At 69.1% G+C, this 19080-nt stretch carries 15 protein-coding genes, 3 tRNA genes and 1 pseudogene; 11 read left to right on the forward strand and 8 right to left on the reverse strand.

Annotation, left to right across the window (positions count from 1 at the left end):
- The first annotated feature begins 326 nt into the window (after positions 1 to 326).
- Both ABTZ03_RS15455 and ABTZ03_RS15460 read left to right on the forward strand, forming a co-directional pair.
- Positions 327 to 1247 carry a zinc-binding dehydrogenase gene (locus tag ABTZ03_RS15455; protein ID WP_350513460.1) on the forward strand — a complete coding sequence of 307 codons (921 nt, stop codon included), beginning with the start codon at positions 327 to 329 and terminating at the stop codon, positions 1245 to 1247.
- A 22-nt stretch (positions 1248 to 1269) separates the two neighbouring features.
- Positions 1270 to 2313: an alpha/beta hydrolase family protein gene (locus ABTZ03_RS15460; protein WP_350513461.1), complete on the forward strand. Its 1044-nt coding sequence runs from the start codon at positions 1270 to 1272 to the stop codon at positions 2311 to 2313.
- Positions 2314 to 2570: 257 nt separating this feature from the next.
- On the opposite strand, the gene ABTZ03_RS15465 is transcribed toward ABTZ03_RS15460, so the two are convergent.
- Positions 2571 to 2699, reverse strand: a complete 129-nt coding sequence (locus ABTZ03_RS15465) for a hypothetical protein (protein ID WP_350513462.1) — start codon at positions 2697 to 2699, stop codon at positions 2571 to 2573.
- A 512-nt stretch (positions 2700 to 3211) separates the two neighbouring features.
- Between ABTZ03_RS15465 and ABTZ03_RS15470 the strand changes: the two genes are divergently transcribed.
- The 5 genes from ABTZ03_RS15470 (at position 3212) to ABTZ03_RS15490 (ending at position 12258) form a co-directional block, all read left to right on the forward strand.
- Positions 3212 to 3796, forward strand: a complete 585-nt coding sequence (locus ABTZ03_RS15470) for a hypothetical protein (protein WP_350513463.1) — start codon at positions 3212 to 3214, stop codon at positions 3794 to 3796.
- 1 nt (position 3797) lies between these two features.
- A complete protein-coding gene (locus ABTZ03_RS15475) occupies positions 3798 to 5960 on the forward strand; it encodes an N-6 DNA methylase (protein WP_350513464.1) in 2163 nt (720 codons plus the stop codon).
- A gap of 94 nt (positions 5961 to 6054) precedes the next feature.
- On the forward strand, positions 6055 to 7674 hold the full coding sequence (locus tag ABTZ03_RS15480; protein ID WP_502894477.1) for a class I SAM-dependent DNA methyltransferase: 1620 nt from the start codon (positions 6055 to 6057) through the stop codon (positions 7672 to 7674).
- Positions 7667 to 9025, forward strand: coding sequence for a restriction endonuclease subunit S (locus tag ABTZ03_RS15485; protein ID WP_350513466.1), 1359 nt, complete (start codon positions 7667 to 7669; stop codon positions 9023 to 9025). The genes ABTZ03_RS15480 and ABTZ03_RS15485 overlap by 8 nt, the downstream gene beginning before the upstream one ends.
- The gene (locus ABTZ03_RS15490; protein WP_350513467.1) at positions 9022 to 12258 is read left to right on the forward strand and encodes a type I restriction endonuclease subunit R; all 3237 of its coding nucleotides are present in this window, start codon (positions 9022 to 9024) and stop codon (positions 12256 to 12258) included. The genes ABTZ03_RS15485 and ABTZ03_RS15490 overlap by 4 nt, the downstream gene beginning before the upstream one ends.
- A gap of 113 nt (positions 12259 to 12371) precedes the next feature.
- Here the strand turns inward: ABTZ03_RS15490 and ABTZ03_RS15495 are convergent, their stop codons facing one another.
- From ABTZ03_RS15495 to ABTZ03_RS15525, 7 genes are all read right to left on the reverse strand, one after another.
- Positions 12372 to 12797 (reverse strand): NUDIX domain-containing protein, encoded by a 426-nt coding sequence (locus tag ABTZ03_RS15495; RefSeq protein ID WP_350513468.1) that lies wholly within the window; start codon positions 12795 to 12797, stop codon positions 12372 to 12374.
- A gap of 27 nt (positions 12798 to 12824) precedes the next feature.
- Positions 12825 to 13151: a hypothetical protein gene (locus tag ABTZ03_RS15500; protein WP_350513469.1), complete on the reverse strand. Its 327-nt coding sequence runs from the start codon at positions 13149 to 13151 to the stop codon at positions 12825 to 12827.
- A gap of 99 nt (positions 13152 to 13250) precedes the next feature.
- Positions 13251 to 13949 carry a DUF6304 family protein gene (locus tag ABTZ03_RS15505; protein ID WP_350513470.1) on the reverse strand — a complete coding sequence of 233 codons (699 nt, stop codon included), beginning with the start codon at positions 13947 to 13949 and terminating at the stop codon, positions 13251 to 13253.
- Positions 13950 to 14238: 289 nt separating this feature from the next.
- Positions 14239 to 14312 (reverse strand) — tRNA-Phe (locus tag ABTZ03_RS15510).
- A 27-nt stretch (positions 14313 to 14339) separates the two neighbouring features.
- A tRNA-Asp gene (locus ABTZ03_RS15515) sits at positions 14340 to 14413 on the reverse strand.
- Between the two features lie 56 nt (positions 14414 to 14469).
- A tRNA-Glu gene (locus ABTZ03_RS15520) sits at positions 14470 to 14542 on the reverse strand.
- Between the two features lie 114 nt (positions 14543 to 14656).
- Positions 14657 to 14998, reverse strand: coding sequence for a metallopeptidase family protein (locus ABTZ03_RS15525; RefSeq protein WP_350513584.1), 342 nt, complete (start codon positions 14996 to 14998; stop codon positions 14657 to 14659).
- Positions 14999 to 15065: 67 nt separating this feature from the next.
- Between ABTZ03_RS15525 and crcB (ABTZ03_RS15530) the strand changes: the two are divergent.
- The 4 genes and pseudogenes from crcB (ABTZ03_RS15530) to ABTZ03_RS15545 all read left to right on the forward strand — a co-directional run.
- Positions 15066 to 15527: pseudogene (gene crcB, locus ABTZ03_RS15530) on the forward strand (fluoride efflux transporter CrcB); the annotation flags it as partial.
- Positions 15528 to 15548: 21 nt separating this feature from the next.
- On the forward strand, positions 15549 to 15932 hold the full coding sequence (locus ABTZ03_RS15535; protein WP_350513585.1) for a DUF190 domain-containing protein: 384 nt from the start codon (positions 15549 to 15551) through the stop codon (positions 15930 to 15932).
- Entirely contained in the window at positions 15929 to 16303 is a 375-nt protein-coding gene (crcB, locus tag ABTZ03_RS15540) for a fluoride efflux transporter CrcB (RefSeq protein WP_350513471.1), read from the forward strand. Before ABTZ03_RS15535 ends, crcB (ABTZ03_RS15540) begins: the two co-directional genes overlap by 4 nt.
- 1051 nt (positions 16304 to 17354) lie before the next feature.
- Positions 17355 to 19080: DEAD/DEAH box helicase (locus ABTZ03_RS15545; protein ID WP_350513472.1), on the forward strand; the 1726-nt coding region annotated here is incomplete at its 3' end.

The following is a 19080-nucleotide window of genomic DNA, read 5'->3' on the forward strand; positions in this document are numbered from 1 at the left end:
GCCGGGGGCGGTTCCGGGGGTGGGTGCTCCGGGGGCTGGGTGATTTTCGGACTGCCGACCCTGTCTGCTGATGCCTGGCCGCCGTTGGCAGTCTGAAAATCACCCGTCACGCCCCTCTCCGCACCCACCCCCTCCACCGCCCCCTCCCGCAGCGCGTCCCTCTCGCCTGGAGTGGTTCGTGGGGGGGTGGGTTCGTGGGGGGTGCGTGGGGGTGGGTGCGTGGGCGGGGGGTGACAGCCGGGGGTTGTCGTCGGGGGCGGGTGGTTGTTGGACCGGGGGGTGCCGGGGGCGGTGGGGTGGGGGCAGCCGAGTGGAGGAGTGCGGGGATGAAGGCGCTGGTGGCGACGGGTGTGGCGGGGGAGCCGGTGCGGTTCGCGGAGGTGGAGCAGCCGCGGCCGGAGCCCGGGGAGGTGCTGGTGAAGGTGGAGGCCTTCTCGGTGAACCGGGGCGAGACCTTCCAGCTGGAGGCGCCCCGGGCCGGGTGGCGGCCGGGGAAGGACGTCGCCGGGCTGGTGGTGCAGGCCGCCGCCGACGGGTCGGGGCCGGCCGTGTGCCGGCGGGTGGTGGGGCATCCGCCGGCGGGTGGGTGGGCCGAGTACGTGTGTGTGCCCGCGTCCTCGCTGGCCGAGCTGCCCGACAGCCTGGACGCCGTCCGGGCCGCCGCGCTGCCGTTGGCCGGGCTCACCGCACTGCGGCTGCTGCGCACGGTGGGGGCGGTGGCCGGGCGGCGGGTGCTGTTGACCGGGGCGTCCGGTGGGGTGGGGCACTACCTCACCGAGCTGGCCGCTGCGGCCGGGGCCGAGCTGACCGTGGTCACCGCCTCGCCCGAGCGTGGTCGTCGGCTCGTCGAGCTGGGGGCGGCCGAGGTGGTGCACGAGGTGGGGGCGGCGCGCGGTCCGTACGACCTGGTGCTGGAGTCCACCGGTGGCGCCGCCCTGCCGCTGGCGCTGGCCCGGTTGGCCCGGCGCGGCACCCTGGTCTGGTTCGGCCAGGCCTCCCGCACGCCCGTCACGCTGGACTTCTTCGACTTCTTCAAGGGCCCCGAGTCGGCCACCCTGCGGCACTTCCACTACGCCGACTCCGACGTCCCGGACGGCGCGGACCTGGCCGTCCTGGTGCGGCTGGCCGCGGCCGGCCGGCTGACCCCGGAGATCGGCCGGGTCGCGTCCTGGGAGCGGACCGCGACCACCCTCACCGACCTGCGCGACCGCCGGATCCGCGGCAAGGCCGTGCTGACCGTCGCCTGACCCAGACAAGGAACCATCCACCATGTCCTTCTTCGACACCCCCGACCAGCTGCCCGCGTTCGTCGAGGTGAACCGCCCGCGCGCCCACGGGGCCGGGCTCGACCTCTACGAGTACGACCGGGCGACCGCCGGGCTGACCTCCCTGCTGGACTGGCCCGCGGCCTTCGGCGCCGTCGGGCGGCACCACCTGGACGAGGCCGTCCGGGCCGCCGCCGAGGGCCGGACGGTCACCGCCGGGGCCGGTTACCGCTGCGCCGCCCGCTGGTTCCACGCCGCCGGACTGCTGCCGCACCCCGACCGGGCCGCCGCCGCCCGGCTGGCCACCGCCGCCGACGAGGCGATGCGGGAGTCACTGGCGCTGCTGGAGCCGGACGCCCGGCGGGTCGAGGGCGAGGGCTTCGCGGGCTGGCTGCGCCGCCCGGCGGCGGACGGCGCCGCCCCGGTGGTGCTGGTGGTGCCGGGCATGGACTCCTCGAAGGAGGAGTTCCACGCGCTCGTCGACGCCCTGCTGGTCCGCGGCGTCGCCGTGCTGGCGATCGACGGGCCCGGCCAGGGCGTCCTGGCCGCCGACAGCGCGCCGGAGCCGGACTACCACCGGGTGGTCGGCCGGGCCCTGGACGCGCTCGCCGCCCACGACGGACTGGACCCGGCCCGCACCGCCGTGGTCGGCCTCAGCCTGGGCGGCTACTACGCCGCGGTGGCCGCCGCCCACGAGCCGCGGCTGCGCGCCGCCGTGACGGTCAGCGGCCCGTACCGGCTGGACTGGGACGCCCTGCCCCCGTTCGTCACCGACACCCTGGTCCAGCGCTGCGGCACCCCCGAGGCGGCCCGGGCCTTCGCCGCCCGGCTCGACCTGACCGACCTCGCCCCGGCGATCACCCTGCCGCTGCTGGTGGTCGAGGGCGGCGAGGACCGCATCCCCGGCGTCACCAACGCCACCGTCCTGGCCCGGCACGCCCCGAACGCCGAGCTCCTGCTCGTCCCGCACGGCAACCACCTGCTCGGCACCGCCCTCCCCGACTGGCTCCCCACCACCGCGGACTGGCTCACCACCCGCCTCGCCTGACGCTTGGTCACCCCGGTACCCGGTGGGCGGACACGCGAAAGCCCCCGGAGAGTGATCTCTCCGGGGGCTTTCGTCGATGGTGGCCAGGGCCGGGGTCGAACCGGCGACCTTCCGCTTTTCAGGCCAAGCCAGGGTGGTGAGATGACCCGCTTTGCCTAGTTTTGCAGTCTGCAGACGTCCGCTGTCGGACGCCATTGCCCAGGCCGGTTGGCGTCAGCGCTGGCGTCAACCGGCGTTTCGTCCGTAGGAACCTGAGTCTAGGAATCGCTGTAGGCGGCGGCCGGGATCGGCGTGGCGCTGCCGGAGGCCGGGAGGAGAGTCCGCAGGTAGGCGGCGGTCTCCGGGGTCTGGCGCTCCAGTCGGAGCTCGGCGGAGAGCAGGAGCACCACGGGCGCCTCGAAGTGCGGCTGCCTGCCGGGCGGGTCAGCAGCGTCCGCGCCTGGGCCCGTTGCAGGGCAGCCGTCACCGGTTCACCGTCCTCGAACCGGGCACCGGTACGCCACCGGTCCAGGCACCGTCTAGATGCCTGCGTGATCCTGAGAAGCGCCCTTCTCACCAGGGCACGTTGACAGAGTGGGGAGGGGATTCACTACTCTTGGTCGTAGTTAGCAGAGCATTGCTTCTGTGAGCATGGCCTCTGGCTTAGAAACAGTTGTGCCCCCGAGTCCGCCTGAACTGGGCGGGCGGACTCGGGGGCTAACAACCAGGCTCTGCCTCGGGCTGTGTGCGATGCGGTGACAGGACTCCAAGGCTTACAACGACGACACTATCACGTGCCCTCGTTGCACGAAAGAGGGCGATGATGACGCAGGGTGACGGAGCGCGCTTAATCGAGGCTATCTCCGCCGAGAGGTTTCAGCCCTTCCTGGACACGTGTAGTGGTGACCAGGAGGAGGCCATGCGTCTGTATGCCTGGGACTCGGAAGTGGCGCGCGCCTTGCAGAGTCCTCTTCGCGACCTGGAAGTGGCCCTGCGGAACCAGTTGCACCGGCAGCTCGGAGGCCGGTATGCCCGACAGGACTGGTGGAACGAACGGCGGGCCGAGCCCAACCGTCACGGCCGAGCCGAGATCGAGACCGCAGAGGAGAAGCTGGTTCGGCGCAAGCCCACCTATGAGACCTGTGACGTGGTTGCGCAGCTGTCGTTCGGCTTTTGGGTCAGCCTGCTCGGTAAGGGCGGCCGAGGCGGCAACTACGAGATGAAGTACTGGAACCCTGCGCTGAGGCATCTCTTCCGCGAGCACCGCGGCGGTCGCGAAGCGCTGCACGGCAAGTTTGACCGTATGCGTACGCTACGCAACCGCATCGCGCACCAGGAGCGCATCTTCCACCGGCATCTCGACGAGGACTTCCGCACGACTGTAGCTCTGCTGCGCTACCTCTCTCCGCCGATGGCGGAGAGACACGAGAAGCACAGTCAGGTGCCCGAGGTGCTGGCCCGCAAGAGTGGTGTGCTGTCCGGCCAAGAGCCGGTGAGGTTGTGACATGACGACGGAAGAAACGGCATGGGACGGCGCACAGGCGACGTCCGGACTGGTTTCTCTGGGAGAGATCAAGGAACTCGCCCAAGTAGGCCGGCCCACCGTCAGCAACTGGCGGCGCAGATTCTCCAAGGAGTCCTCTCAGCCGGACAGGAACAGGCGCCCACCGTTCCCTGATCCTGTGGGAGGCAGCGACAGCCGGCCCCTCTTCGACGCGGAGGCCGTCGCGGCTTGGCTGGACTTGCGACCGATCCCGGATGCGAGCCCCCGGGAGGACCGCACCCTCCCGACATACGGCGATCGATTCCGACACGGTCTCAGGCGACGCGAACTCGTGGCGCTGCGACACGAGCTGGGATCGACGGAGCGGCTCATCGTCGACGCGCTCGCCGTCTGTGCCGTGGCTGGCGAAGGGAGCGACGGGTACACGGATGCCCTGCCAGGAGAATTGCTGACAGACGCGGAAGCCGCAGATCCGCGTGTTGTGCGTGCAGTTCGGCAGCTCACAAAGGAATTGGGTTCTCCTGGGGCCGCCGCCGACGCGGTGCTGGCCCTGACCGAGCGGTTGGAGTCCGACCTGATCACGGATGCGACGCCGCCCGCGCTCGCCGAGTTGGTCGGCAGACTGGCCAGCCCAGTGGCCTCCGACCGCAACCGCCCAACCATCATCAATCTGTGCGCTGGCGTTGGGGAGTTGCTGTTCGTCCTTGGCGATGTCCACGGGCGCGGCGAAGTCGTCGCGGTGGAGCCCGACCCTCTGCGACGCAAGCTCATTCTCTACCGGCTCTTTGCGCATCACTGCACCACCGTGGACATCTGCGCGCGTCCCGAGGAACTGGACACCCTGCGGCCCCGGGAGTTCGATCTGGATCCTGAGCGCCCTGGGGGCGTCCCGTCCGGTGATGTTGTCATTGCTGACCCGCCTTATGCCGCAGGGGAGCGGGAATACGACGGAACAGGGCCGTTGCGTTGGGCCCTTGAAACCGCGGACCGTATCAATCCCGGCGGCCGGGGCCTGGTCGTCGTACCGTCCTGGACCCTGAGTAGGCCGCGCGGCGCGACACCGACACCGAACGCGCGGATGCGTGAAGAACTGCTGAGCCGGGACGCAGTGGCGGCGATCATCCAGTTGCCACGCCGCATCCACCCGTACCGCACGGGCGCAGAGCACGGGCTGCTCGTGCTGAGGAACGAGAAGACACCGCAGAAGCCGGGCCGGGTGCTACTGGTCGACGCCGACCGGATCGCCCTCCGGGTCGGCGGTGCGTGGCCGGCGCACGTGGCGAAAGTGCTGGAGGACGGAAAGTCGCCGGTGGCGGAAGAGGCAGGCGACTTCCCCGTTTCGGCCGCCGGGCCGAGGAGGGAGTCCCTCCTCGACGGCCGTTCCGTCCTGCCGGCGCACCGTCTCGCCGCGAAGGAACAGGGCCTGGACCACTTCTCGGCCACTTTGGACGCACGACGCGAGGCTGCGACGGCTCTGCCCCAGCTCAAGGGGTGGATCGGGGACCTTGGTATCGCCAGACGGCCCCCCGGCGGTGCGATGACGCACCGCAAGGTCGGCGAGCACTTGCGGGCCGGCCAGCTCAGGCTGCTGGCCGGGCACCGGATCCATGAGTCGGATGTCGGGGACGCCGGAGTGATGGTCGTAGGGCGTGAGGAGATGCTCGGCACGCTGCAGCTCGGGCAGCGCCGGATCGCGCTGGAAGACCTCGCTCGGTATCCCCAGGCTGTGACCACCGAGCGCGGCGACGTCTTCCTCCTCACCGAGCATGGGGTACGCACGCGTGTGGACGCCACGGGCGGGTGTGTACTGCTCGCGCCGGTGCAAGGGCTGAGGATCCCGGCCTACCGGGAGCTTCTGGCCGGGAAGGTGCGCCCTGAGGAAGTATGGATGCTCCCCCACCCGCTCGCGCAACTGCTCGCGGCCCCACGTAACCAGCAGCGCGGCAGTGGCTCGCTGGTCCGCAGGGTGAGCGTGCGGGACATGGACCTGCCAGGGCTGCCGCCCGAAGAGATTGCCGAGCTGGAGAGCATCCTGGCCGAGACGGACCGGCAGCGCGCGGAAGTGGGCAGACAGCTGGAGGCGCTGGACAACCTGGCCCTGCGGCTGGCGGCCGGGGTCGCCGACGGGGACCTGGCGCTGCGCCGCAGACCTGGCAGCGCCTGAGGCCTGGTCCGGCGAGACGACGAAAAGCACGTCAGTGCCATCTAGCACGGCGTACGACGAAGAACATCACAATCAGGAAAGAAGTGAGGTACCCGTGCCGCCACGGAAGAAGAAGACGGCTGAACCCGAGGACATGAAGAAGGTGCTCTGGGCGTCGGCGGACAAGCTGCGCGGCAGCCTGGACGCTGCCGGGTACAAGCACTTCGTCCTGGGGCTGGTCTTCCTCAAGTACGTCTCCGCCGCCATGGCCGAGAAGCGGGCCCAGTTGGAGGCCGAGCTCCGGGAGGAAGGCGGCTGGAGCGAGGAGGACATCCTCGCCACTTTGGAGGAGCGCCGTGAGTACACCGGCTCCGGCATCTTTTACGTGCCGCCGACCGCTCGCTGGGAGAGCGTGCTGGAGCGGGCGAAGGGCACAGTCGAGGGCCAGAGTGTGGGTGAGACCCTCGACGCGGCCATGCGCGCTATCGAGAAGTTCAACCCTGCGCTGAACCGGACCCTGCCGAAGATCTACAACAGCGGCCAAGTGGACGAGGAACGCCTCGCCGGCCTGGTGAAGCTGCTGGACCGGCTGGTCTTCCAGGAGCAGCTGGGTGAGGACGGCAGGCGCACGGGCGCGCGGGACATCATGGGCGAGGTCTACGAGTACTTCCTCGCCGAGTTCGCCCTGAAGGAAGGTCGCAAGGGCGGCGAGTACTTCACCCCCGAAAGCGTGGTGAAGCTCCTGGTGGAGGTCCTGGAACCGAAGCAGGGCGAGCGGGTCTACGACCCGGCGTGCGGCTCGGGCGGCATGTTCGTCCAGGCAGAAAGGTTCATCGAGACCCACGGCGGCAACCCGCTGAACGTCGCTGTCTATGGCCAGGAACTCAACCAGACCACCTGGCAGCTGGCCCATATGAACCTCGCGATCCACGGGGTCGAGGCCAAGCTGGGCGACGAACCGGCCGACACCTTCCGCAACGACCAGCATCCGGATCTGAAGGCGGACGTGGTTATGGCCAACCCACCCTTCAACATCTCCGACTGGGGCGGGGAACTGCTCGGCATGGACAAGCGGTGGGTGTACGGCACCCCGCCGGTCGGCAACGCGAACTACGCCTGGCTCCAGCACATGATCAGCAAACTCGCCCCCGGCGGGCGGGCCGGCGTTGTCCTGGCGAACGGCTCGATGAGCAGCAAGCAGTCGGGCGAGGGCGACATCCGCCGCGCGATCGTCGAGGCCGACCTCGTGGCCTGCATGATCGCCCTGCCGGGCCAGCTGTTCCGCTCCACTCAGATCCCGGCCTGCCTGTGGTTCCTGGCGGAGGGCAAGGGGCGGCACTCGGCTTGGGCGCCCGGTCGCAAGGGCGAGGTGCTGTTCATCGACGCGCGCGAGTTCGGCGAGATGGAGAACCGCACGCTGAGGAAGCTGACGGAGGAGGAGATCGTCCACCGGATCGGCGACACGGTGCGTGCGTGGCGGGACGTGGAGGGCGCCGGCCCTTACAAGGACGTGCCGGGCTTCTGCGTGAGCGCTTCGCTGGATGTCATCGGCGAGCACGACTTCGTGCTGACGCCGGGGCGGTATGTGGGCGTCGCCGAAGCGGAGGCGGACCCGGACGCGGAGCTGGTGGAGGAGAAGATCGCACGGCTGACGGCCTTGCTGCGGGAGCAGTTCGCGGAGTCGGAGCGGTTGGGGAAGGTTGTGGATGAGCAGTTGGGGAGGGTCGATGCCTAGGACAGAAACCAGAACCGGTGGCCGCCCAGCGACCACGGGGGTGATTGCGGGTCAAGGCGTCCTGAGCGTAGGTAATCCGGCTAGCCCGACAGTCGACGGCTTCAAGTGGGTCCAACTCACTGATGTTGCACGCTTGGAGAGTGGCCATACACCCAGTCGCAGTAAGCCGGAATACTGGAACGGAGATGTCCCTTGGATCGGTATTCGAGATGCCACGGGAAATCACGGTCGCGTGATCTTTAAGACCAAGCAGTGGATTACGGTCGAAGGTTTGGCTAATTCCTCCGCCAGGCTGCTTCCGGCTGGCACTGTTTGCTTGTCGCGGACAGCTTCAGTGGGATATGTCGTGACTATGGGTATTCCTATGGCCACCAGTCAAGATTTCGTCAACTGGGTATGCGGCCCTGAAATTTCTTCCACGTATCTCCGGTATCTACTCCTCGCCGAGCAGGAAACGGTGAGAAGATTTGCACACGGCAGTACTCACCAAACTGTCTACTTCCCTGAGGCGAAGGCATTTCATGTTTGCCTGCCGGAACGTCAGCAGCAGGACGCCATCGCCGAAGTGCTCGGTGCCCTGGATGACAAGATCGCAGTAAACGATCGGATCGCCAGCACCACGAGTGATCTCGCCCGAGCCATTATGGACCAGCTCTGGACCGAGGGCTGCGTGACATCCTTGGTGCGCGGTGATGCTGCTGTGCCACATGGCTGGCAACGAACGACCCTCGGGTCTCTATGCGCAACCGGCGGTGGAGCTATCCAAACAGGTCCGTTTGGAAGTCAGTTGCACGCCTCCGATTATGTTGACTCCGGAATTCCAAGCGTCATGCCGCAGAACATCGGCGACAACCGCATTGGGGAGGAAGGAATCGCGCGGATCACTGCCGCAGACGCCGAGAGACTGTCGAAATACCTCCTGAAGGAGGGGGACATCGTCTACTCCCGTCGTGGTGATGTGAAGCGGCGGGCCCTGGTCCGGAAGTACGAGGCCGGTTGGCTCTGTGGCACCGGCTGTCTGCGTGTCCGTGTTGGAACAGCTACGGAGCCGTTGTTCATGAGCTACTACCTGGGCGAGCCCGAGATCCAGGAGTGGATCGCACAGCATGCCGTCGGCGCGACGATGCCAAACCTCAACACGGCAATTCTGGGTGAAGTTCCCGTCGTACTGCCCCCCTGCCACGAGGTCCATCGGGTGAACGAGCGCCTATCCGGGCTCGATGCCATGGCCGCCCACCTGCAACACGAAAATCACACCCTCGCTGAACTCCGCGACACCCTCCTCCCTCAACTGCTCTCCGGAAAGCTCCACGTCAAGGACGCCGTCCGTACGGTCGAGGAGGCCGTATGACCGCGGGTACCGAGCCGCCAATCGGTGAGCCCCCGATAGACCGGCTCACCGAGAAGGAGTTGGAGTCGCACACGCTCGAACTGCTCGCCGAGTACGGGTGGCAACACATTCCGGGGCAGGAGCTCGGCCCCGCCTACGGCGTGCGGGCGGACTGGGACGATCTGGTCCTCCGCCCGCGCCTGCTCAAGGCCATCCGCAACCGGTACCCTCGCCTGCCCGACCACGTCGCCGACGATGCCGTCAACGAGCTGCTGCGCTGGTACACCCGGAACGACCTCCGCGAGAACCACCGGTTCTACGAGCGCCTGACCGGCGGCGTCCGCATCCCCTACGACGACATCGCCACCGGCGAGAAGCGTTACGCCACCATCCGAGCCGTCGACTTTGCCGACCCGCAGTGCAACGACCTCGTGGCTGCCTCTCAGGTACGGGTGCGCAGCACCAAGAACCGGACCTTCGTCTTCGACATCGTCCTGTACGTCAACGGCCTGCCCATCGCTGTCGTAGAGCTGAAGAAGGCCGACAGCAACGACAGCGCCCGTACCGCGTACGACCAGCTCCAGGGCTATCGGCGTGAGCTGAAGGAAGCCGGTACCTTCGCCACGCTCCTCGTCACCCTCGTCTCTGACGGCATCACTGCCCGCATAGGCACCCCGTTCACGCCCTGGCAGCACATGGCCCCCTGGAATGCTGACGAGCACGATGTGATGCTCCGCAAGGAAGAACGCCAGGACGGTCGCGCGCTGGAGCGGATGATCTGCGGTGCGTTCGAGCCCACCCGCTTCCTGGATCTGGTCGCGAACTTCCTGTCTTACTCAGCCTCGGAGTCAGGTGCCGTCGACACGGTAAAGCTTGCCAAGGCCCACCAGTACATCGGTGTCAACGCAGCAGTCCGGGCCACCGAGTCCGCCGTGGCCACCGACGGTCGTGCCGGAGTCGTCTGGCACACGCAGGGCGCTGGCAAGAGCGAGGAAATGCTGTTCTACGTCGGCAAGGCAGCCCGGACTCCCGAGCTCTCCAATCCGACCTTCGTCCTCCTGACGGACCGCATCGACCTGGACACTCAGCTCTACAAGACCTTCGCTGCCAGCCGCACCCTGGAGAAGATCACCGGGGCTCCTGAGAAGGCGGAGGATGCCGGCCAATTGCGGCGACTGCTCCAGCGGCAGGAGGGTGGCGGCGGAGTCGTGTTCACCACGTTGCAGAAGTTCCGTCTCACTCCAGAGGAGCAAGCAGCGGGTGTCCGACACCCGCTTGTCTCCCCGCGCCGCGACGTGATTGTCGTCGTCGACGAGGCTCACCGCAGCCACTACGACTTCATCGACGGCTACGCCCGCAACCTGCGCGACGCACTGCCGAACGCCACCTTCATCGCGTTCACCGGCACCCCCATCGAGACCCGCATCGGTAGCACCAGGGGTGTCTTTGGTGAGGACATTCACACCTACGACCTCACCCAGGCCGTGGACGACGGGGCGACGGTTCCTGTCTTCTACGAGCCGCACCTGGTCCGGGTGGACCTGCCCGCCAACGTCGACCTAGACGACCTGGACGCCCGCGCCGAGGGATTGATAGAGGGGTTGTCCGAGGAGGAGAAGCGTAAGGCCCGTCGGCAGTTCGGCGAGTACGAGAACCTGATCGGTGCTCCGGAGCGGATCAAGGAACTCGCCGGAAAGCTGCTCGACCACTGGGACGCGCGCAGCAGCGAGATGGTCAAGCTCACCGGGCGCCGGGGCAAGGGAATGATCGTCTGCGCGTCTCGTGTCATCGCCGCCCGGCTCTTCGAGGAGATCATTCGCCGCCGACCCGACTGGGCGGGTGAGCGCGACCCGAAGAGCCGGCTGCTGACGGACAACACCGGCCGGATCAGGGTGGTGTTTACTGGCACCCCCGCCAAGGACAGCCCGGAGATCGCCGATTACGTCCGAACCCCCGCGCAGCTCAAAAAGATCCAAGAGCGGGTCACCAACGCGGACGACGAGCTGGAACTCGTCATCGTTCAGTCCCTGTGGCTGACCGGCTTCGACGCTCCACCGCTGCACACGCTCTACCTCGACAAGCGGATGCGAGGCGCGGCGCTCATGCAGGCCATCGCCCGCGTCAACCGCACCTGGCCGGGAAAGCCATCCGGCCTGGTCGTCGACTTCCAGGGCGTGATTCGTGAGATCAGGGAGGCCCTGGCCGAGTACTCCGCGCAGGACCAGAAACACCCGATGCTCGGCGCCGACCTCGATGGGGCCGTCAAGCTCGTACGGGAGAGCCACCAGCACATCGACGCGATCCTCGCCGACTGCGCCTGGCGAAACATCCGCGACGCTAGCGGGCCTTCTGCCTACCGAGAGGCCCTGACGGAGGTACTGGAGTTCCTGATCGCACCAGAACCAGGGCTGGAGCCCGGCAAGGCCTCTCGCAGGCAAACTTTCATGCGCCACGCCAACCTGCTGCGTCAGGCCTTCTCCCTCTGTCCGACCGACCGGCGGGTGCAGGATCTGCTCGCCGACATTCGCTTCTTCGAGGCCGTACGCACCTCGCGCGAGAAGTACGCCATGGATGAGAGGGAGGAGCAGGGGCTCGCCACGGCCGCCGACGTACGCCTGCTGATCGCCCAGTTCAACGAGTCCGTCGTCGCTACCGACGGCGTGGTGGACATCTACGACGCGGCCGGTCTGACCAAGCCTGACCTATCTCACCTAGACAGCCGGGTGCTGCGGGACCTCCAGAGCAGCAAGCACCCCAACCTGGCCATCGCAGCACTGCGACGCGCACTGATGAAGGAGATCAAGGACGCCCACCCGAACAACATCACCCGTCAGCACACCTTCACCGAGAAAATGAAGCGCGCCATGAACCAGTACACCAATGGCCTGCTCACGGCCGTTGAGTTCATGAAGTTCCTGGTGGATCTGGCGCGGGAGGTGTCGGCCGACCGGGGCAGGGCGAAGAAGCTTGGCCTAAGCGAGGATGAACTTGCCTTCTACGACGCCCTCGCGGCCGACCCGTCAGTGGTTGAGGAGATGAAGGACACGATCCTCGCCAAGATCGCCCACGAGCTTTACGAGCAGATCCGGAAGGACGTCACAGTCGACTGGAAGATGAAGGAGCAGGCCCGGGACCGGATCATGGCCCGAGTGCTTCGTCTGCTGCGCAAGCACGGCTATCCGCCGGGTAAGCAGCCTGCGGCGATAGAGCGCGTGCTGAAGCAGGCAGAGGAGATGGCGGAGGTCCTGGCCTGAACGCCACCCACGGCTGTGAACGCAGGCCTGCTATCGGCATCGCAAGGGAGCATCCTGCATAGGCCTTACGGGCGGGGCGCGCCTTGCTCCAGGTAGACCGTCTCCGAGCGTGCTCAGGCCGCACAGGCGGCATAGACGCGGCGGGCGAGGCGCGGGATGAGGAGTTCGTCGAGCTGGTCGGTGGTGTGGAAGGCGTATTCGCCGATCTCCACCTGGTCGACGGTGATGTTGTTGAGCTCGTCGGCGGGGAGGACGCCGCCGTCGAAGACGAAGAGGAGCTTGTCGCCCTCGGTGGGGTGGGGTGCCCAGTCGGCGACGAGCAGGCGGCCGATCGGCGGGGTGATGCCGAGCTCCTCTTTGACCTCACGCGCCGCGCCCTCGCTCGGGGTCTCGCCGGCGTGCAGGTAGCCGCCGGGGATCTCCCAGCCGGGCTTGTAGGTCGGCTTCACGAGGAGGACGCGGTCGTCCTCGTCGAAGAAGAGCACGCCGGCGGCGGTGCGGGGCTGGGCCACGACCTCGTGGGACTGAGAGTCGCTCATGGCGACGACTGTAGCCGCCCGGCCCCGTCACGCGACGATCTGGATCCGCTGTGCGACGCCTGCCAGCAAGTAGCTGGGTTTGCCGCGCTGTTGGCGGACCCAGTTGGTCACCAGGTGTCGGGGTATGAAGTGGTAGCGGACTTGCTCGGGGGCCAGCTCCTCGGCGTCCAGTACGAGGGCGAAGGCCTCGTCCATGCGGTTCTGTGCGCTGTAGGCGCGGGCGATTTCGAGTGAGTGCCGCACTCGGCGTTCGAGCGGCAGGGTCGAGGAGTCCACGCGCGGCCCTTGGTCGAGGGCGATCTGGACGTCGCCGAACTGCCCACGGGCCGACTCGCGAGGAGAAGGAGGCCGCAATGCGGGCCATCATCAGCCGGATGGGCCCTCTGCGGTTCTTCATGTATGGCCCCGACGGTGCCATGATCGAAATCGACCGTCTGTGACTGATTTGGGGCCCTACTGGGTCGGGTGCGTGGCTTGGGTCGGGGGACGGAACGGAAACGGGCCGCGGTACCCGGTGCTCTCATGGCCGCGACGTTCATACTCCGGGCAGAGCCAGGTCTCCTGAACATGGGGGGTGTCCCGGGACCACAGCGCGAAGATACCGCTCTTGCCCCGGACGGATCGGTAGGCGTCCTTGTCGGCTCGGAAACAACCCATGCCGCCGAGCAAGGCATTGCCAGCCGGGTTGTAGTCCGACCAGGCGCAGCTGATGCAGGACTTGACGGATACCTGGGGCGGCAGCTGGAGATGGAGCTCGTCCAGGGCGGTCTCGAAGAGCTGATGAGCGTCGTGGGTCTCCACTCGGGTGTCCCCGAAGAGCAGGGTGAGGTGGAGGTCTTCCAGCCCGTTGCGGTGCTGCGAGGAGGGCGCGGCAAGCAGCAACCGGCACTGCAGCATCCCGTCGCTGGCTTGGCCCTCGGCCATCAGGGTCAGAGGGATCTCCCATTGCATCGTGCAGGAGGTCAGTGATCCGAGGTCCAGCTCGAAGGCGTCACAGTCGAGCTGCTGCGCCGGATTGGGGTCGAGGCAGTTGAAGTCCGAACCCGCGAAGTCCACGCCACGAATGCGGACGCAAATCGTCGAGCCGTCGTTGTGGAACTCGACCTGCTCAGTGCCAAGTCGATCTTGGTATGTGCCTTGCCAGATCAGCATCCCGCATGTCCCCCCATGTGAGCTCGATGACTTCCGACCTCTCTTGGTATCCAAGGGGAGCATAGAGCGCGGGTGGGGGGCAGGGGGCGTGAGCACCGGGCCCGACAGTCGGGCCGGGTCGGCGGCGTACAGGGCAACACTCTGTGATCGACATCACGGTGCGCCGGTTGCCGGAGGGGCCCGCCTCGATCGCCCGGATGCGCCGCGATTCGGGGCCGTTGGCGTCAACCGGCACGAAAATGCCCCCGAAGCGATTCGCTTCAGGGGCATCGTGCCTGGTCAAGGCTAGTGGCCAGGGCCGGGGTCGAACCGGCGACCTTCCGCTTTTCAGGCGGACGCTCGTACCAACTGAGCTACCTGGCCGTACTGCACCGTCTCTTGCGAGACGAGCGATCCCGACGGGACTTGAACCCGCGACCTCCACCTTGACAGGGTGGCGAGCTAACCAACTGCTCCACGGGACCTGGTAGTGGCGAACCACTAACGGTCTTGCCGCACTGCACTTTACTACGGTACTGCGTGCCCCCAACGGGATTCGAACCCGTGCTACCGCCTTGAAAGGGCGGCGTCCTGGGCCACTAGACGATGAGGGCTTGTGGTCCGTTCGGCTGTTTCCAGCGTTCCCGGGGACGTCGAGAAGCATATGGGATGCAGGGCCGATCGCCAAAACGGGTTTGGGCCGGGTGGGGGTGGGGCGTCCGGTGGGGTCAGGACCAGCCGAGTTCGTCGAGCTCGTGGTCGTCGAAGCCGAAGTGGTGGGCGACCTCGTGGATGACGGTGGTGCGGACCTCCTCGACCACCTGTTCGCGGGTGTCGCAGTGGCGCAGGGTGGGGCCGCGGTAGATCAGGATCCGGTCGGGCAGGACGCCCGCGTACCACTCGCCGCGCTCGGTGAGCGGGGTGCCCTCGTAGAGGCCGAGGAGCTCGGGGTCGTTCGGGTCGGGTTCGTCCTCGACGAAGATCGCCACGTTGTCCATCATGGCGGCGAGCTGCGGGGGGATCTGGTCCAGGGCGTCACTGACCAGCGTCTCGAACTCTTCCCGGGTCATCTCCACCGGATCATTGTCGGGTCTGGGGTGACGGTGTGCCAGGCGGTGGACGCCGGTGTTTGATGGGTTGGTGACGACCTCGGAGGACGCGTTGGACGACCCCGCGGCCGGTGCGGTGGCGGGCCCGGTGCCCGGACGTGCGCCGGTGCTACGCGGGCAGGGGCCCGTGGTGGCCGTGATCGCGCTGGGCGGGGCGGTCGGGGCGCTGGCCCGGTACGCGGCCGGGCTCGGCTGGACGACCGGGCCGTCGGCCTTCCCGTGGACGACGCTGCTGATCAACGTGGTCGGCTGCGCGGTGATCGGGGCGTTCCTGGTGGTGGTCACCGAGGGGCGCCCGGCGCATCCGCTGCTGCGGCCGTTCTTCGGCACCGGGGTGCTGGGCGGGTTCACCACCTTCTCGACGTACGCGGTGGACATCCGCCGGCTGCTGGAGGCCGGGCGGCTGGGGCCCGGGCTGGCGTACCTGGGGCTGACCCTGCTGGGCGCGCTGGGCGCGGTGTGGGCGGCGGCGACGCTGACCCGGCGGCTGAATCCACCGGGGCGGTGCCCGGTGAGCCGGCTGGCCGGGCCGGCGCTGCGGCTGACCGTCCTGGTGGGGGAGAGCGACACCTGGCACCACCGGCCGCTGTACAGCGAGGTCGTGCACCGGGCGCGGGCGGCCGGGCTGGCCGGGGCCAGTGTGTTCCGCGGGATCGAGGGGTTCGGCGCCTCCTCGCTGGTGCACACGGCGCGGCTGCTGTCGCTGAGCGAGGACCTGCCGGTGGCGGTGGTGATCGTGGACGAGGAGGAGCGGGTGCGGGGGTTCCTGCCGCAGCTGGAGGAGCTGGTCGCGGAGGGTCTGGTGCTGCTGGACCGCTGCGAGGTGGTCCGTTACGCGGGCCGGGGCGGCGACGGTGTCGGTGGTGTCGGCGGTGTCGTCGGGGGAGCGGAGTGAACTGGCTGCTGGTGGTGGCGGGCGCGGTGGTCGGTGCTCCGCTGCGGTACCTGACCGACCGGGCGGTGCAGTCCCGGCACGACTCGGTGTTCCCGTGGGGGACCTTCACGGTGAACGTGTTCGGCTGTCTGGTGCTCGGGCTGCTGACCGGGGCGGTGGTGGCCGGGGCGGCCTCCTCGCACGTCCAACTGCTGGTCGGGACGGGCTTCTGCGGGGCGCTGACCACCTATTCGACCTTCTCGTACGAGACCCTGCGGCTGGCCGAGTCCGGGGCCGGGCGGTACGCGCTGGCGAACGTGGCCGGCAGTCTGGCGGCCGGGCTGGTCGCGGTGTACGCGGGGGCGGAGCTGGCCTCGGCGCTGTGGGGCTGAGGCCGGTCGGCGGCGGTCGGGCCGGGCCGGGGCTGAGCGTGGGCCTGAGGGGCTGAGCGCGGGCTCCCGGGCCGGGCCGGGGCTCCCGGGTCCGAGAAACGTTTCGCCGACCGAGAACCGCGCCGTCGACCCGTGTCCCCGTGCGCCCGGCGCGCGTTGGGCACCGAAAGCGGCCGCGCGCCAGTGGGCGGCCCGGGTGGGGCGGTGGAGAGGGAGCTCGGTGGCTTCGGTGCGTTCGGGAGCGGTGGTACGGGCGGCGGCGGTGCTGGCGGTGGCCGGGCTGGGGTTGACCGGGTGCATGTCGGTCGGTCCGGCGGCGGAGGAGAAGCACGGCGGGGTCGCGCCGGTCGGGCAGGCCGGACCGGCGGGGAGGCCGGGGGCGACGGGCGGCCCCTCGGCCCAGTCGGGGGCCGGGCACCCCGGGGGCGCGTCGGGGCGCACGGAGCACCAGGGGGGCTTGCAGGCCGAGAACGCGCCGGCCGGGGCCACGGCCCCCGCTCCGGGAGCGCCTGCGCCCGGCGCGGACGGCGTGCTGGCCGGGGTGGTCCCGGTGCCGGGGGCGCCCGCTCCCGAGGGCGCGCCGGGTGGCGGCGCGTCCGGCGGGGCGAACAGCAGCCCCGCACCCCACCCGGGCTCCTCGGCCAGTGGCACGGCGGGCTCCGGGGGGAGCAGCGGCACCGGTGAGGGCCGTTCCGGCGGCGGTTCGGCCGGGACCCCGTCGGCCACCCCGAGCGGCCGCCCGTCCGGCTCCCCGGAGCCCGAGCACACCACTTCCGCCGCGACCGTCCCGCCGGGCCCGGAGCCCTCGACCGGCAGCTCCGGTTCCTCGGCCCCGAGCCCGCACGCGGGTACGCATTAGCGGGCTGGCCAGGGCATTTGCCTCTGATCCCGAGGTTCGTCTATGGTGGTAGATCGTTCGTTTGATTCATTTGATTGGCGCCCTATTCCCCGGCGCCCTTGGCGCGTTCCGGCGATCCGTGGCTGACCGCATAGAGGCGGTTGTGAAACAGAACCCCGGACTTTGGCGCGTGCCACTTCCGGAAGGTTTTGCATGTCTCTCGTTGACGACGCCCGCTTCGCCATGCCCGCGAACGAGGCTGCCGCCGATGTCACCGACACCACCGACACCACCGAACTGACCGCCGAGGCCGCCGAGCTGGCCGCCGAGGTCACCGAGACCGCCGTCGAGGCCACCGAGGAGCCGGCGGAGGCCGCCGAGCCCACGATCACCTTCGGCGACCTGGGCCTGCACGACGACGTCGTGCGCGCCCTCGCCAAGCGCGGCGTCACCACCCCGTTCCCGATCCAGGCCGCGACCATCCCGGACGCCCTGGCCGGCAAGGACGTGCTGGGCCGCGGCCGCACCGGCTCCGGCAAGACCCTCAGCTTCGGCCTGCCGCTGCTGACCCGCCTGGCCGACGGCGAGCGCACCAAGCCCAAGCACCCGCGCGGCCTGATCCTGGTCCCGACCCGTGAGCTGGCCATGCAGGTGGCCGACGCCCTGGAGCCGTTCGGCTCGGTCCTCGGCCTCAAGCTCAAGGTCGTCTGCGGCGGCACCTCGATGTCCAACCAGATCTACGCGCTGGAGCGCGGTGTCGACGTCCTGGTCGCCACCCCCGGCCGTCTGCGCGACCTGCTGAACCGCGGCTCCGCCAAGCTGGCCGACGTCAAGACCGTCGTCCTCGACGAGGCCGACCAGATGGCCGACATGGGCTTCCTGCCCGAGGTCACCGAGATCCTCGACCAGGTGCCGGCCGGCGGCCAGCGCCTGCTGTTCTCCGCCACCCTGGAGAACGAGATCGACACCCTGGTCAAGCGCTACCTGAAGAACCCGGTCACCCACGAGGTCGACCCGTCGGCCGGCGCGGTCACCACCATGACCCACCACATCCTCGTGGTGAAGCCCAAGGACAAGGCGCCGATCACCAACGCGATCGCCGCCCGCAAGGGCCGCACGATCATCTTCGTCCGCACCCAGATGGGCGCCGACCGGGTCGCCGAGCAGCTGATCGAGGCCGGTGTGAAGGCCGACGCGCTGCACGGCGGCATGACCCAGGGCGCCCGTACCCGCGTCCTCGGCGACTTCAAGGACGGCTACGTCAACGTCGTCGTCGCCACCGACGTCGCCGCCCGCGGCATCCACGTCGACGGCATCGACCTGGTCCTCAACGTGGACCCGGCCGGCGACCACAAGGACTACCTGCACCGCTCCGGCCGCACCGCCCGGGCCGGCCGCTCCGGCGCCGTCGTCACCCTGGTGCTGCCGCACCAGCGCCGCGGCGTGTTCCGCCTGATGGAGGACGCGGGCGTCGACGCCAGCCGCCACATCCTGGACCACGCCTTCGACGCCGAGGTCGCCAAGATCACCGGCGCCCGCTCGCTCACCGAGGTCCAGGCCGAGAGCGCGGCCGGCATCGCCGGTGCCGCCGAGCGCGAGCTCGCCGACATGACCCGCCAGCTGGAGCGCGCGCAGCGCCGCGCCACCGAGCTGCGCGAGGAGGCCGACCGCCTCGCCGCCCGTGCGGCGCGCGAGCGGGCCGAGCTGGGCATCGAGGACGAGGCCCCGGCCGAGGCCGAGGAGACCGGCGCGGAGACCGCCCAGGCCGAGGCCGTCGTCGAGGCTCCGGCCGCGGCGCCGCAGTCGGAGGAGCGCGCCCCGTCCTACCGCGAGGCCCGCAGCGAGCGTCCGGCCTTCACCCGTGACCGGGACCGTGACGACCGCCGTTCCGGTGGTTTCGGCGGTGGCCGTGACCGCGACCGCGACGACCGCCGTTCCG

This window comes from Kitasatospora sp. NPDC096077 (assembly GCF_040303245.1).
Classification (GTDB): domain Bacteria; phylum Actinomycetota; class Actinomycetes; order Streptomycetales; family Streptomycetaceae; genus Kitasatospora.

Coding starts and splice junctions, on each gene's coding strand:
- ABTZ03_RS15490 (WP_350513467.1), top strand. CDS start 9,022: ATGACCGCGGGTACCGAGCCGCCAATCGGTGAGCCCCCGATAGACCGG.
- ABTZ03_RS15455 (WP_350513460.1), top strand. CDS start 327: ATGAAGGCGCTGGTGGCGACGGGTGTGGCGGGGGAGCCGGTGCGGTTC.
- ABTZ03_RS15485 (WP_350513466.1), top strand. CDS start 7,667: ATGCCTAGGACAGAAACCAGAACCGGTGGCCGCCCAGCGACCACGGGG.
- ABTZ03_RS15460 (WP_350513461.1), top strand. CDS start 1,270: ATGTCCTTCTTCGACACCCCCGACCAGCTGCCCGCGTTCGTCGAGGTG.
- ABTZ03_RS15505 (WP_350513470.1), bottom strand. CDS start 13,949: ATGCTGATCTGGCAAGGCACATACCAAGATCGACTTGGCACTGAGCAG.
- ABTZ03_RS15475 (WP_350513464.1), top strand. CDS start 3,798: ATGACGACGGAAGAAACGGCATGGGACGGCGCACAGGCGACGTCCGGA.
- ABTZ03_RS15525 (WP_350513584.1), bottom strand. CDS start 14,998: ATGACCCGGGAAGAGTTCGAGACGCTGGTCAGTGACGCCCTGGACCAG.
- ABTZ03_RS15495 (WP_350513468.1), bottom strand. CDS start 12,797: ATGAGCGACTCTCAGTCCCACGAGGTCGTGGCCCAGCCCCGCACCGCC.
- ABTZ03_RS15470 (WP_350513463.1), top strand. CDS start 3,212: ATGCGTCTGTATGCCTGGGACTCGGAAGTGGCGCGCGCCTTGCAGAGT.